The 12,540-nt window shown below is 55.1% G+C and carries 18 protein-coding genes; 1 reads left to right on the forward strand and 17 read right to left on the reverse strand.

Annotated elements, in window-relative coordinates:
• Positions 1-2 precede the first annotated feature (2 nt).
• From SGLY_RS14790 to SGLY_RS14815, 6 genes are read right to left on the reverse strand one after another with little or no spacing between them, the layout of a single operon-like run.
• On the reverse strand, positions 3-1,133 hold the full coding sequence (locus tag SGLY_RS14790; RefSeq protein WP_013623791.1) for a baseplate J/gp47 family protein: 1,131 nt from the start codon (positions 1,131-1,133) through the stop codon (positions 3-5).
• Complete coding sequence (locus tag SGLY_RS14795) at positions 1,126-1,539, reverse strand: hypothetical protein (RefSeq protein ID WP_013623790.1); 414 nt, start codon at positions 1,537-1,539, stop codon at positions 1,126-1,128. The genes SGLY_RS14790 and SGLY_RS14795 overlap by 8 nt, the downstream gene beginning before the upstream one ends.
• On the reverse strand, positions 1,539-1,823 hold the full coding sequence (locus SGLY_RS14800; protein ID WP_013623789.1) for a hypothetical protein: 285 nt from the start codon (positions 1,821-1,823) through the stop codon (positions 1,539-1,541). The genes SGLY_RS14795 and SGLY_RS14800 overlap by 1 nt, the downstream gene beginning before the upstream one ends.
• Positions 1,824-1,840: 17 nt before the next feature.
• Positions 1,841-2,596: a serine/arginine repetitive matrix protein 2 gene (locus tag SGLY_RS14805; protein WP_013623788.1), complete on the reverse strand. Its 756-nt coding sequence runs from the start codon at positions 2,594-2,596 to the stop codon at positions 1,841-1,843.
• A gap of 16 nt (positions 2,597-2,612) precedes the next feature.
• Positions 2,613-3,206: a splicing factor 3b subunit 2 gene (locus tag SGLY_RS14810; protein ID WP_013623787.1), complete on the reverse strand. Its 594-nt coding sequence runs from the start codon at positions 3,204-3,206 to the stop codon at positions 2,613-2,615.
• 2 nt (positions 3,207-3,208) lie between these two features.
• Positions 3,209-5,611 carry a phage tail tape measure protein gene (locus SGLY_RS14815; protein ID WP_242822953.1) on the reverse strand — a complete coding sequence of 801 codons (2,403 nt, stop codon included), beginning with the start codon at positions 5,609-5,611 and terminating at the stop codon, positions 3,209-3,211.
• Positions 5,612-5,698: 87 nt separating this feature from the next.
• On the opposite strand from SGLY_RS14815, the gene SGLY_RS14820 reads away from it, so the two are divergent.
• Positions 5,699-5,938 carry a hypothetical protein gene (locus SGLY_RS14820; protein ID WP_013623785.1) on the forward strand — a complete coding sequence of 80 codons (240 nt, stop codon included), beginning with the start codon at positions 5,699-5,701 and terminating at the stop codon, positions 5,936-5,938.
• Between the two features lie 16 nt (positions 5,939-5,954).
• Here SGLY_RS14820 and SGLY_RS14825 read toward each other — a convergent pair whose 3' ends face one another.
• The 11 genes from SGLY_RS14825 to SGLY_RS14875 are packed head-to-tail and all read right to left on the reverse strand — an operon-like array spanning position 5,955 to position 12,534.
• A complete protein-coding gene (locus tag SGLY_RS14825) occupies positions 5,955-6,143 on the reverse strand; it encodes a hypothetical protein (protein WP_013623784.1) in 189 nt (62 codons plus the stop codon).
• Between the two features lie 17 nt (positions 6,144-6,160).
• Entirely contained in the window at positions 6,161-6,541 is a 381-nt protein-coding gene (locus SGLY_RS14830) for a DUF6848 family protein (protein ID WP_013623783.1), read from the reverse strand.
• Between the two features lie 34 nt (positions 6,542-6,575).
• Positions 6,576-7,013, reverse strand: a complete 438-nt coding sequence (locus SGLY_RS14835; RefSeq protein WP_013623782.1) for a hypothetical protein — start codon at positions 7,011-7,013, stop codon at positions 6,576-6,578.
• Between the two features lie 19 nt (positions 7,014-7,032).
• Positions 7,033-8,463 carry a DUF2586 domain-containing protein gene (locus tag SGLY_RS14840; protein WP_013623781.1) on the reverse strand — a complete coding sequence of 477 codons (1,431 nt, stop codon included), beginning with the start codon at positions 8,461-8,463 and terminating at the stop codon, positions 7,033-7,035.
• Positions 8,464-8,682 carry a hypothetical protein gene (locus tag SGLY_RS14845; RefSeq protein ID WP_013623780.1) on the reverse strand — a complete coding sequence of 73 codons (219 nt, stop codon included), beginning with the start codon at positions 8,680-8,682 and terminating at the stop codon, positions 8,464-8,466.
• Complete coding sequence (locus tag SGLY_RS14850) at positions 8,672-9,184, reverse strand: hypothetical protein (RefSeq protein ID WP_013623779.1); 513 nt, start codon at positions 9,182-9,184, stop codon at positions 8,672-8,674. Before SGLY_RS14850 ends, SGLY_RS14845 begins: the two co-directional genes overlap by 11 nt.
• A 2-nt stretch (positions 9,185-9,186) precedes the next feature.
• Positions 9,187-9,687 (reverse strand): phage virion morphogenesis protein, encoded by a 501-nt coding sequence (locus tag SGLY_RS14855; protein WP_013623778.1) that lies wholly within the window; start codon positions 9,685-9,687, stop codon positions 9,187-9,189.
• Positions 9,688-10,137, reverse strand: a complete 450-nt coding sequence (locus tag SGLY_RS14860; RefSeq protein ID WP_013623777.1) for a gp436 family protein — start codon at positions 10,135-10,137, stop codon at positions 9,688-9,690. It lies immediately after the preceding gene.
• Positions 10,138-10,151: 14 nt separating this feature from the next.
• Complete coding sequence (locus SGLY_RS14865) at positions 10,152-11,039, reverse strand: Mu-like prophage major head subunit gpT family protein (RefSeq protein WP_013623776.1); 888 nt, start codon at positions 11,037-11,039, stop codon at positions 10,152-10,154.
• A 27-nt stretch (positions 11,040-11,066) separates the two neighbouring features.
• The gene (locus SGLY_RS14870) at positions 11,067-11,477 is read right to left on the reverse strand and encodes a hypothetical protein (RefSeq protein WP_013623775.1); all 411 of its coding nucleotides are present in this window, start codon (positions 11,475-11,477) and stop codon (positions 11,067-11,069) included.
• Between the two features lies 1 nt (position 11,478).
• Complete coding sequence (locus SGLY_RS14875) at positions 11,479-12,534, reverse strand: phage protease (protein ID WP_013623774.1); 1,056 nt, start codon at positions 12,532-12,534, stop codon at positions 11,479-11,481.
• Positions 12,535-12,540: the final 6 nt, after the last annotated feature.

The following is a 12,540-nucleotide window of genomic DNA, read 5'->3' on the forward strand; positions in this document are numbered from 1 at the left end:
CCTCACGTCCTTTCCACTGTCACCGATACCTCACCGAGGATGATGACCTTGTCGCTGTCAAGGAAGACGTCCTCACTTGGAACCGTAACCTTGACATTGCGGACGGATGCGACCTTGCTTTTGACAGCGTGGACGATGTCGGCGTGAGTGAGCTCGTTGAGCTCCCGGTTTTTCCGTATCTGAAGCAGCTCCGAGATAGCAGCCTTCACGCTGTCGGCGATGCCGTCATCCGAAACGGTGTCCGGGATGGTCACGGTTACGGAGACAGGCTGCTCTATGGTCGTAGAGCTCTTCACGAGCACGTCGTCATAGTTGCCGATAATCTTGTCGACCTCGGCCCGCACCTGTGCAAGGAGGCCCTCCGTCGCTTCTCCCGCCGTCCCTGTGACGATGATGTCGACCGTTCCTTGACCTCTCGGGTGCATATCGTTCACCTTGACAAAGAGCACGCCCGGAACCTGTTCACAAGCGTTTTGATACTTCTCGGCGATGGGCCTTGTGGCAAGCTCAGACCACGAGCGGAGGGTGCGCTCCCGGAGGCTCTCAACGTCCTCAATGTCGCTGCCTTCCCGGACTATCCAGTCAGAACCATTGGAGACCGTGCAGCCGCCCTCTAAATGCGTCAGGGAGCGCGTTATCTGCCCGGGTGGTACATTGTACCTTGAGCCCTCCCGTTCGGCCTCCACGAGGACGCCGACCGTCTCCGCGCCCTTCTGAAGGACGGTATCCTTCAGGACAAAGAATCGGAGCTCCTCGCCGTTGACGTCCTTGATGGTCTTGAAGACGTGCCCTTTGGCAATGCGAACGGCCTCCGCGCCTTCTCCCCTTGTCACAGTGACATAGCCTTGCGTTTTGAGGGCTTCCTTTTGTTTCTTGCCGAAGTCCGCCGCTTTGAGCTTGAGCCATATCCCCTCAGCATGAGCGACAAACATGTTATTGAGCACACGGCGGAGGAGGTTGATGAGCTCGATGCGGATGCGGAGGACTATCATCAAGAGGGTGTAAAAGATGCCGCCCGAGCTGAAGTTCGTTATTGAGAAGCCCTCGCTTTTAAGCTGCGCGACCGTCTCCTCCTTGAGCTTCTCGATGTCCGGGACGGGAAGAATCTCGTCAAGAACCTTTTCATCAATCAATTTCAATCACCTCCACATTTACCCTGTCGACCGTGACGCTCACGCTGTAGGTCTGAGAATCCCCGATAAAGCAAAAGGTAGTGAACACCTTGAGCGCGTCATCCTCAAGCTTTACCTCGGTTGAGATGGTCTCAGAGTCGACGATTTCTCTTCTTTCAAGCTTTTCTCTTATGCGCTCCCCGACCTCTATGATGGTGAGCTCGTCGTCCTCGCTCTGCACGAAGTCGAGAAGCGACCATCCCCACTCAGTATCATAGAAGAGCTCGCCCGCCTGTGTCATAGCCTCAAGCCGGATGTCCTGCATGATGCAGTCGAACCCGGACACAAGAGGCGCGTCGCCAGTGGCCGCCTGGGTGAGCTGCCACGAGGGGTCAAGCTTAATGTCTGTGTCGTTTAACCCTGCCATCAAACCACCTCCCCGATAATGCACGGATTGAGCTCACCGTACAGAAGGCCGACCGCGACGGTTTTCCCGAGCTCGACGTTTACCTTGGAAAGCACTCCGGGAATCTCCGGGAAGCGTTCGTCAATCTCGCCCGTTTTGTCAAGAATCTTGAGGCTGTATTCGTACCACTCGCCCGTGGACGCTGCTCTTGTGACCCTTGCACGCATAAGGCCGGGGAGCTGCAAGTGAGGGAAGTCGGCGGCGAGCTGCTTTGCTATTACACTTTTGACCATTTCCTCAAGCATTGCTCTCCCTCCTTCGGTTAAAAATAGATGTAGGTGCGGATGAACCCCGCCTCGTTGGTAGTAAAGACGACCTTCTTGACCTCGAACTCGCCGGACACCTGCGGGTGTGAAACGCTTATTTTGTGCGAGTGCTTGATGAACGGTGCGGAGACCGTTTCGAGTTCCCACACGCCCCCCGGCCTGTTGAGGGTGATGATGTTCGTCCCGTACTCAAACGAGAAAACCTTTGTTTGTTCGGGCTTCTCTCCCCAATAGAAGACTCCGCCCGAAAAGAAAAACTTCTCAGCGATTCCCCATGCGGCGTGTATCTCGTTAATGACCGAGACCACGTTCTTTTGAAAGATGGGGATTCGCGCCTTTGCCGGATGTGCCGCCGCCGAAAGCTTCATCTTCTGAACCCCGGCCTTTGCGAGGCAAAAGGAGATAATCTCCTGCGGCGTCGCATCTAAAAACGTGTTGTTAATGGCCGTTTCCTCAAGGAGAATCATGTCGTCCTTGAGGAGGATTTCGTTCATGTAACCGCCGCTGTCATACGGCTTGGTGATATATCCTTCGAAGACATCGTCGAAAACCCCGTTGTAACCGAGCTGGATGAGGGCCTTTTCTTTGACGTCGAGAGTGAGCTTCTCTTTGAACTGCCGGGTAAACCTCACCTTCGCCCAATCAAAGTAACTGTCTTTGCTTGAATAAACCTCGATTTCTACGCCTTCCCTGAAGGTGTATTTCCCGAGCTCTACGCTGATTTCGGGATAGAATAATTCAGCCGTTTCCACTCTTAGAATCACTTCCTTAGTACGGCATCATTGAGAGCCTGTTCGCATAGGCCGTCGTGCTTACGTCATCCACAGCGGGGGAGTTGTTGGTCTTGGGAGCCGTCCCCCGGCTGCCGCTCAAATAGCTTTGATATGCCGGGTCGAGCTTGCTTACCGCCGATGAGGTGCTCGTCTGCGAGCTGCCGCTCTTGGATTTTGTCGCCGTGATGGTCATTGGATTGTACGACCAGAACTCAAGGCTCACCGTGAGCTGCTCCTTTTTGCTTTCCTCCTTCGAGCTGAGGCTCTTGAAGATGACCTTCTTGACCCGGCGCGCTGCCGTGTGCTCGTTGATGATTTCATGAACGACAGGCTTCTCCTGTCCTGCCTTTTTGAAAAGGTTTTGTATCTTGTCGAGCTTCTCTTTCCTCGTGGCGTTGGGGCCGTCTTCTAGGATGAGCTCAATCGTCACCTTTGCGTCCTCGTACCCCTCTGCCTGTTTCGCCTTCGCGGAGCTCCCTTCGACTGTCTGCTCTTCGATGAGAGCGTCATCCCTGACCTCTATACTCTTGATGAGGCCGGGGAGGATAACCCCGCTCACTTTAATCGAACTGTCGTCGACAAATATCAAGATTATCCCTCCCCTTCAGCGACGAGCCCGTTGCTGTTGACGTAGTCCTCAATCTCCTTGAGGAGCTTGAGGAGCAGCGGGAGCTCTTTGATTTTGGAGAAGTCCACGTTTAGGAGCAGTTTCTCGATGATGATGCGCCTGTCTCTTTCCGTGGTCGTCTCCGATGTTTCTTTCTCCCGGGAGATTTCCTTGAGGTTGACCTTCTTGACAGGCTCCCGGCCTCCTGTCGTGTCAATTTTGCCGAGCCCCTTCTCCACGGCTTGAGCCGGGAGGTCTGCACCCTGTTCGATGCCCTGCGCCAGCGTGGACATTGTCCTGTGCCCCGAAAGCGTCAGCTCCGCGAGAGGCCCTTCCTTCGCATCCGAGAACGGAAGAAGCTTTCTAACCTTCTGGAAGATGCCTTTTACCGCCTCGACGGGCTTCATGGCCGCGCTCTTGATGCCTTCAACGAGGGTGTCGATGATTCTCGCGCCGCTTTCCCTGAAGAACGCCGGAACACCCATAAAGAATTCCTTGATTGCATTGATGCCGTTGACAAAGCCTTCCTTGATGCGGGTCCACATATTCGAGAAGAAGGCGACTATTGAGTCCCAATGCGTGATAATGAGCATCGGAATCCCTATGAACGGCAGGAATGCGGCGATTGCTATTTGCAGCCAGGTCGGCATCCCCGAGAAGAGATTCCGAATCCAGTCAAACCCGGCCTTTATGCCGTTGACGAAGCCGTTCCAAACGCCTTGTATCCACGAGACCACCGAGTCCCAATTCCGCCAGAGTAGAATAATCGCGGCCACTAAAGCGACGATGCCTATAATAATCCACGTGATAGGATTCGCGAGCAGGGCCGCCGTGAAGCTCCACACCGAGGCGATAAGCTCGGGCATCGCTGTCACCGCCGTCGTGATTGCTTGCTTTGCCATCCCCACAAGGCCGAGGGCCATGTTCTTTAATGCCGTGACCCCGTTAATGGCTGCCGTCCTCGCCATGCTTGCGATATTGACGGCGACGTTTCTGATGCCAGTAACCGCCGACGAGGCAAAGGTCTTAACCGCGCTGAAGCCTCTCTTTAGACCGTCCCCGGCATACAGGGCCTTTATTTGGATAGTTGTAAGCAGGTCGGGGATTCCCCGTATCGCCCGGTAAAAACCTGTCGCAAGTCCCGCCGTCTTGGTGAACACAAGCCCCACGCCGCCGACGACCGCGATTGTCGTCCCGGCCACCATCAGGAAGCCTCCCAGTGCGAGCACAATAATCATGATGACTTTGACGAGCTCCTGATTCTTCTCAATCCATGAGCCAACCTTTGTCAGGACTTCCTCGCCCCTGCCGAGCAGTTCGTTGACGGTGGGGAGGAGGCTGTTGCCGATGGACTCCTTGACGTTCTGGATGCGTTGCTGTAACCGCTGGTACTTCTCGGGCTCCGTGTCGTTGATAGCCGACGCCATTTCCCGGGCGGCCCCGACTCCTTCGCCCATCGACGAGTAAAGGCCGAGGATGTTGTTCTGCAAGTCTCCCGTCTTGGAGTACATGAGGTCAATGAGGGCGACCGCCTCCGTATCACCGAAAGCTTTTTGCAGTTGCATTTTTTCGGCTGCGTCCATCGTCTCTCCGAACTTGCCCCGGAGTTTACCGAGGATTTCCGGCATAGAGAGGAGCTGGTTGTTCGCGTCCGTGAACTTGAGGCCGAGCTCCTCGCCGCCTTTGACAGCCGAGCGGAGGAAAGCTTTGTATTTCGTTCCCGCCTCGGCTCCGCTCATTGTGGCCTGAAGCATACCCAATATAGAGAGCTGCTCCTCAAGGGGCACGTTGGCCGTCGTTGCCGAGGCCCCGAGGGTCTGAATCGCTTGTGCCATCCCTGAGCCCGTGGTCTTGAAGTTCTTGACCGAAGCCGCAATCCCCGCCGAGAACACTTCCCCGAACTCCATATCCGAAAGGTCGGAATAGAAGTTCTTGTATATGCCGTAACCCGTGGCGAAGAGGTTTGTCATCTCCGCGATGCTGGACTTTGTTCCCTTCGCGGTGATACCTGCAAGCTCCGTATACCCGGCGACGCCCGCATCCGTAAGGGAGGAGATGCCGCTCTTGATGTCATAGGCCGCCGTGATGAAGTCGGCTTTCGATGTCCCGGCCCACTGTTCGGAGAAGCTGCGCGCCGCATCCTCAAGGACGCCGAGGTCTTTGACGCCCACCGAGGCAAGCTCACCGAGAGCCCTTTTTGTCGCGAAGGTTGCCTCCACCGGGGCGAGAGCTGAGGCGGTTATCTGTGCGCCGATACCCGCCATCGCCGCCCCGGTCTTGGTCATGTCGCCGAAGGTCTGCTCCATGCTCTGAAGCTTCGAGACAGAGCCGCCGACCGAAGACTGCACACGGCCCATCGGGCCTGTCAGGTGGTCGACCATGTTCATAATGAGGGACAGCTTGAAAACGGATTCTAAGCTCACACTATTCCTCACCCCTTTCGTATGGTATAATTAGGCAAAGGAGGGATTACCATGACCTTGATAATCGTAATGCTCAAAGTTCTCATATTCGCCCTGTGCGCCGGAGCTGCCATCTCCGTCCTTGTATATGTTCCGCTTATGGTCTATACGATTCCCTATGCCTTATGGGTAGGCCATCAAAACACGATGGGAAGGCAGAAGGACAAGGACAAAGAGAGCATCTTCCAGGCCGGGAGGAACGCGACCAAACTATATAAAGCATGGATTACCAGACAAACACCGACCCTTTGATAAAGAGGTCGGTTTTTTATTCCGAGAACACCTTCGAGATAGCTCTCGCAACAATGTCCTCCTCAACCTCTTCGATGTACCTTGCCCGGGCGAGGAGCGCAAGGAATTCATCAAAATGCAGCTCCCCGATATTATCCGGCAGAAGAGCAGGGGGGACGAACCTGTAAATCTCAAGCGTCGCCGCCTCAACAAAGTCCGTCCTCACCCTCCCGAGCTGCTCTTCTACAGCTTCATTAAATTTGCGGTCTTAGACAGCCCGAGCATGGAGAGCAGCTTTTCGCCCGCGCTCAAGGTAAGGGCCGGGTATTCCTCAAGGTCGGCCTCCAATCTGTCGCGGTGCTCAGGGATGATGTTGTCAAACATGAAGGTCTTGAGCGCCTTCGTCATTCCGTTGGCCGCCGTCTTAACATAACGGTCATAGCTCGCCGTGGTCGGCTTCTTGAAGATATAGGAGACCTCAATCTCCGTGTCATCGTCCGGGGTGAGGGTTAAATCAAGCTGATAAACCTTGCCGTGTTTTGTCTTGAGCTCCTCGGTGTTAAGTGCTCCAGACCCGCCTTTTTTAACCTCGGCCTCGTTGGTTTTGATGCTCTTGTCTTCCATTGCATAATCCTCCTTTGACATTTATTTTGAGATATTACAGGGCTTTAACGCCGTCGCTCTCGATTCCGTCCACGATAAGCATGTCAAGGTCAACCTTGATGCTTTTGTCTCCCTGCGCCGCCTTGTTGCTGCGTTTGGTGAACGTGACGGTATTGAGCACATCGCTCCTTGTGCGGTCTCCCTCGTTGGCGTAGGAGACGACAATCTTCGGGATGACCAGCTTGAAGAGCGGTGTCCCTTTGCTTTTGCAGTAGTCAAGCAGCGCGTCATAATCGTCGCGGAGGAGGCTGACCTTGCCTTCGGCCTTGTAGTTGCCTTCTCCGTAGCCTCTCGGTTTCTGACCCTTGCCGTAGGCGAGCTCCTTTTCCAGCTCGTCGTCGTAGGAAATTTCCTGAAACTCAATCGTGAGACCCGGGAGCTTAATATCGACGTCGGCCCAATCGTATGTTTTGCCGTTTACTTTCAATGACATCCTAATCAAGCCTCCTTTCTTAGCTTGCGCTCGGCTTCGTTCTGCCGAGGTCGACTTCGATTTCCCTGATGTATCCTCTGGACACATAGCGGATGGTGACGGGCATTTTCTCGGTCGTGATGATGTCCTGTCCTTCCGGGACTGTGATTGTGGCCGAGGAGATTTCCTTCAGCTTGACCATCTCGTCGAGAGGAGTCTGCATGAACTTCGCCCTTGTTTCGAGCTCGTTTTGCATATCTTCAAGGTCGATGTCGTCCTGCAAGAGCTGAAGGCCCTCTTTGCGGACTTCCTTGATGATTTTGTTCTTGACCCGGACATCCTCGGCATAACGGTAATCCGAGCCGTCCGGGGACATCACGCGAGCATTGGTGACAAAGTAGTCCTCAAGCCCGTCGTATTCCCGGAAGGTGAGGTATTTTGCGGCATCAAGCAGCTCGATATATTCCTCAATCCCCGCGGGCCGGAGCTCTAGCATCTTGCTTTTAGAGATTCCCATGCCCGCCGTGTCCCGGGTCTTGCCGATACTCTGATGAACTTTGGTCTTGGAGTACAGGCCGCACACGATTCCGGCGTTGTTGATTTCCCTTGTGATGCCGTCCATGCCGACATAGAGGGAGCGCGCTGCCACGACCTGAATGTCGGTGTTCTTGATGTCCTTCTTGTCGGCCTCAAGCCTCAAGGCGTAGTCGGCGACATCCTCCTCGTTGTCCGGGACGTATGCCTCAAGCACAAAGAGGAGGGGCTTGTGATAGGTTGCCGCGAGCTCCCGCTGCTGCTCCGATACCGCCGACCATAATGCTTTCTGCGATTCCCCGACGATATGAACCAATTCATAGGGCTCGTTGAAGTTCTTGAGCTTGTCAATGGCCGCCAGCGCGTCGGCGTTGGTCATGGTGGGGGCCGTTGTCTTGAAACGGAAGACGTCGCCCACAAGGAAGGATGTCTCCTCATTCGGCTGCGCACCTTCCGTAAACGTCACAGTCAGGCCCGTCAGGGGGATTTCGAAGGCTCCCGTCAGCGGCACGGTGGACTCGTCGGAATAGCTGTACCCGCCATCAATCGAATACACGAACAGGGCGGTATTTCTGCGGCCTTGCCCGGTGATTCTGACAATTACGTCAAAGGCATTGTAAGGACTCCCGTCAGCGGTTAGGGAACCCGAGCCCGTGCCTGTCTTTTCGACCATTCCCCGGCTTCCTGCCGTGGATGCCGAGACCGGGATGCAGTAAATCCGGTTGGAACCGTTCTCCACCGAATCCATGACCTTGTCAGCAAGCGGGCTCAGGCCGAGGCGTTCCTTGATTTTCGCCGCCGTCATGTTGCCCGTAATGATGATAGGCGTGTCCGACGTAACGGGGGAGACACCGATTTTCACATGGACACCCTCGCCCTTTTCGGTTGCCAGTCCGAGCAATCCGTCAGTAATGTTTGTTGTGACATCTCTAAGCATTTACTTCACCTTCTTTCCGATGGGACTGCCGGAGAATTTTCCGACCGCTGCGTCGAAGTCTTCCTCCGTGACCATCTTGCCCGGCTTCCATCCGAGGGCGGCACACATACCGCTGAAGATGGGGGCGGGCGTTTTTTTCTTGTCTTTGAGCTCCTCAATGCTAAATAGCTTCGGAGCTGCTGTGTCAGCCGTTTCCGGCTGTTGGTTTTTACTCGCCATCTTGAGTCTCCTTTCCCTTGATAACTGATTCGACTTCGACGTCCGTGAGCTTCGCGAAGTCTGTGTCCTTATAAACGCCGCCCATGAATTTGACTTTGACATTGACGGCGACTTTTGCCTTCAGGATGCTGTCATCCTCGTCAACCCATTCCGCCTCCACGACCTCAATCGGGGTATAGTTCCCGTCGATATAGATGCCTTTGTCAAGGGCTCTGAGAAACGCTTCAAAGAACTCCTCCGTCTTCTTGGGGTCGGGGTCTCCGATTATCACGCTGAAGGTCGTCTCCCGGGAGAAAACCTTTCGCCTCTTGTGCTGCGCGCCTGTTTGGTCACTGTATAGTTTTTTTGCGCCGCTTCGGTCGAAGGTTTCCTCCTCGAAGAGCACGGCCCCGATATGGGCCTCCTGTGATGCCCGGAGCTTTTTCATGCTTGTGTAGGGCTTCGAGCGGATTCCTGCTCCCTTCAGCTTTTCGATGAGGTGTTCCCTGCATTCCGTAAACATTTCTAATCCTCCCTGAAGTAATCCTCAAGAGTGCCCTTGATTTCCTGCATGTCGTCATCGCTGAGGCCGAGGAAGGGACGGGCCGGGATGTTGATTCTGACGGTGACTTGCTTCTTCCGTATCCAGCGGCCATCCACTTGAAAGACAAGGCCCTTCGAGGTCTTGGCCCGGATGGTGATTCTCCTGTTCTTGGCCCCAAGCTGATGCGTCGATGCATATATTTTGTTCGTGCCGACCGCGAACCCGGAGGCGTCGGACGTAGTCTTGATGGAATTCTTAAGCCCTGCGCTTTTGACGAGCGTGACGCCGCCTTCCTGCGCCGCCCTGATGGATTGCTTCCATTTCTTCCCGTCCGGGCCTTTTTCCGTTCGGAACCGTTCGACGGTCGACTCGCGGATAGCCTCGGCAATGGAGGCGTTAATGCCTTTCTTGTCGATGTCCGCGAGCTGCCGGAGCCTTTTCATCAAGCTTCTTGTGTCGCCGTCAAGTCTGATGCTGTACATTTACATCCCCTTCAGCTTGTCGCGGGAGAAGAGGCGCGGACTTGATGCGACCGAGAAGCCTGTTCGCGCTGCGGTGGTGGTGTCGACGGCTCCGATTTCGACCTTACCCTCCGCCAGCAGTTCAAAGAACCGAATCGCCGCCTTGTAGCGGTTTAAGTAGTTCTTTTCTCTGTCACTCTCGTCGATACCGATGCGGGAATACAGGTTATAGACGGCGATGTCCTTTGCGAACTTATTGATAACCTGTGGGACAGGGGAGAGAGGGAGAGGGTATCTCTTAGCGAGGTATCCGTCAATCTCCGCCCCTGCGTCCGCGATTGCCCCTTCAATGATGGGGATGATTTTCGCCTCACGCTCGGCCTCGTCTTCTATGTAGTCGCTGCCGATGATGGTGTTGAGGGCATCATCCTTAATCATGGAGCGGACTTCTGCGGTCTCACAATATGCCACGCCGACTCACTCCTTTACTGTGCTGTACCGTCGCTGCCGTAGGCCATTTGCCAGAAGGCATACCCGGAATTTCCGCGAGAGTCGGCTCCGTAGAGGAATTCTTTTCTCATGAAGACGTTCTCGTCGGTCTCGTTGGTCAGGCTCACAAACTTCGGCTTCTGTCTCTCTTGGTAAATGAGAGGCTTGATGGGCTTCTTGGTGCAAAGCAGGAACCACATCGAATCATTTCCGGCCAGGTCGGGAACAACCAGCGGCTCCGCCGTTCCCTTCAGGATGTTGGTTGTGCCGTCAATCTGGTCGGCGAGAAGAATCTTCCTCGCTTCGGTCTCTAAGGCCGGGCCAACGACGAGAAGGTCGGGGACAATCTTGAGAGGCTTGCCGTGTTCGTCCGTTACCGACATGATTGCCGCCCTCGCCGCTGCATAGGATTCCGGCGAAAGTTTGGCCGTTCCCTTGTTGCTGAAGGTCTTTTTGCCGACCTTGTGGGCGTCCGAGAAAAACGGCAGCCCATCATAGCATTTGTTTGTGAATCCGCCCGGGAGCAGTACGAAGACAAGCTCGTCGGGATGCAGGGCCGCGCTCTGACCGAGGGACTGAATCGCCGGAGTGTAGAGCCCGACACGGTCGTCCTCGATGTCGTTGCGGGGAACGCCGACCGTTACCTCGAAGTCCTTGTTCTTGATGGTGTAATCGGATGCCGTCAAACTTTTAATCTGACGGTCTCCAATCCATTCCCGCATCATGGGGATAGTGCCGAGCCATTTGTAATTCTCTTCCCCTGTAACGGAAGGGACGACCGTCGCCACCCTGTCATAGAGGGGCTTTGTTTCGTCAAAGGCTTTGGCAAAGATGGTCTTGAACCCGGTAAAAATGCCCCGGAGTGCTTGCTGATTAACTATCATAGTGCTTTAATCCTCCTTTTCTCCCTGTTATAGGGTTTCGACGGCGACGCCGTCGTCTGTTACTGCGATGACTTTTCCTGCCCGGGAGCTGCCTGTCGCCAATGCGGTCACGGTGCAGTCGTCGACGATATAGCAGTCCTTGAGGACGTGTTCGGCTTTTATTTTGTTGGCTGCTACCGTGGTATTGTCCCAAACGAAGACGCCTCTTCTGACCTTGACGGTCTTGTCTCCGGCTGCGCCTCCCGTGTTGTCGACGTATTCCTCGGCGCGGCCCGCTGCCGTAAGGCCCTCGGCCTTGACAGCGGCCTTTGCGTTGCCGCTCGCATCGAGCACGACAAGCCCGCCGTCATAAATGACCGCACCTGCCGCCACCGGGAGGACGACAATTCTCCCGCCTTCTGCAAGCTCCGGCGTGTTCCTTCCTGCTGTGAGTGCCATGTTATCTCACATCCTTTCCGTACTTCTTGAGGTCGTCCTCGCTGACGCCAAGCTGCTTGCAAATGAGCAGCGTCGCCTCGTCGAAGGTTTCCTCTTTGTTCGCCTTGGTCTCGATGTCAAGCTCGCCCATCGGGACGCCCTGGGGGGCCTTCTCAACGAAGGACTTGAATCCCTCCGGGTCTTTGAGTGCGTACTGCGTCGCCCAATCCTTTTGAGCCGGAGTCAGTTTCCCGGCCTTCAGGGCCATGAGGACGGCGTCGTCTGCATCCCTGCGGGCGATTTTGTCCTTGAGCTCTTTGAACTCCTTCTCAGAAACAGAGCCCTCCGGCTTCTTGTTTGTGAGCGCCACGATTGCGGCGGCCACGTCTTCGGTCTTGGCTCCGGCCTTCAGCCCGAGCATCTCGCAAATCACCTTGTTTGAGACGACCTTGCCTTCATCCTCCGAACCGCCTTCAGGATTCTTGTTCTCTGTGCCCTCCTTGAACTTCTTGGCATCCGCGACGGCTGCCTTGAGGGCTTCCGTGACCTGCTCTTCGGTTGCGTCCTCACCGAGTCCGAGCAGAGCCGCGAGCTTTTTAATGATGTCCATGTCGTTACCTCCTTCATAATCATCAAGTTTGATGGAATTGATTATCGGAAACATCCCGTCAATGGCGGGTGTGTTCGTCAATGCTGCCGAGTGTAGGACTATTGCCTTGCCGTCCGACTTGCGGACGAGGACAACGGGCGAGAGATAGCGGTATTCCCGGTTTTCGAGATACTTCTTTCCCTGCGGAGTCCATTCCACTTTAGCCACAATCGCTCCGTCCTCAATGGATAGGTCTTTAATCCATCCGCCCGCCGGAGCCTGTACATCTTTGAGCGTCTGATGCTCATAGTCAATCACGATGTCGTTACCCCGTTCGAGAAAAGTCTGCTTCATCAAACGGAAGCTTTCCTCATCGACGTCGAAGTCGCCCTTTTGACTCTTGACGTGTCCGAGGGGGAGGAGCTTCACCTTCTCGGGTGCTCCGTTTACTTCTGACTGACCGCCTCTACAGGCGAATAATTTTGCCATTTGCTC

Source organism: Syntrophobotulus glycolicus DSM 8271 (genome assembly GCF_000190635.1).
GTDB classification, from domain to species: domain Bacteria; phylum Bacillota; class Desulfitobacteriia; order Desulfitobacteriales; family Syntrophobotulaceae; genus Syntrophobotulus; species Syntrophobotulus glycolicus.

Excerpts from the sequence above, each read along its gene's own strand:
- SGLY_RS14795 (WP_013623790.1), bottom strand. The coding sequence starts at position 1,539 with ATGGCAGGGTTAAACGACACAGACATTAAGCTTGACCCCTCGTGGCAG.
- SGLY_RS14800 (WP_013623789.1), bottom strand. The coding sequence starts at position 1,823 with ATGCTTGAGGAAATGGTCAAAAGTGTAATAGCAAAGCAGCTCGCCGCC.
- SGLY_RS14815 (WP_242822953.1), bottom strand. The coding sequence starts at position 5,611 with ATGAACATGGTCGACCACCTGACAGGCCCGATGGGCCGTGTGCAGTCT.
- SGLY_RS14820 (WP_013623785.1), top strand. The coding sequence starts at position 5,699 with ATGACCTTGATAATCGTAATGCTCAAAGTTCTCATATTCGCCCTGTGC.
- SGLY_RS14830 (WP_013623783.1), bottom strand. The coding sequence starts at position 6,541 with ATGGAAGACAAGAGCATCAAAACCAACGAGGCCGAGGTTAAAAAAGGC.
- SGLY_RS14835 (WP_013623782.1), bottom strand. The coding sequence starts at position 7,013 with ATGTCATTGAAAGTAAACGGCAAAACATACGATTGGGCCGACGTCGAT.
- SGLY_RS14840 (WP_013623781.1), bottom strand. The coding sequence starts at position 8,463 with ATGCTTAGAGATGTCACAACAAACATTACTGACGGATTGCTCGGACTG.
- SGLY_RS14845 (WP_013623780.1), bottom strand. The coding sequence starts at position 8,682 with ATGGCGAGTAAAAACCAACAGCCGGAAACGGCTGACACAGCAGCTCCG.
- SGLY_RS14850 (WP_013623779.1), bottom strand. The coding sequence starts at position 9,184 with ATGTTTACGGAATGCAGGGAACACCTCATCGAAAAGCTGAAGGGAGCA.
- SGLY_RS14855 (WP_013623778.1), bottom strand. The coding sequence starts at position 9,687 with ATGTACAGCATCAGACTTGACGGCGACACAAGAAGCTTGATGAAAAGG.
- SGLY_RS14865 (WP_013623776.1), bottom strand. The coding sequence starts at position 11,039 with ATGATAGTTAATCAGCAAGCACTCCGGGGCATTTTTACCGGGTTCAAG.
- SGLY_RS14870 (WP_013623775.1), bottom strand. The coding sequence starts at position 11,477 with ATGGCACTCACAGCAGGAAGGAACACGCCGGAGCTTGCAGAAGGCGGG.
- SGLY_RS14875 (WP_013623774.1), bottom strand. The coding sequence starts at position 12,534 with ATGGCAAAATTATTCGCCTGTAGAGGCGGTCAGTCAGAAGTAAACGGA.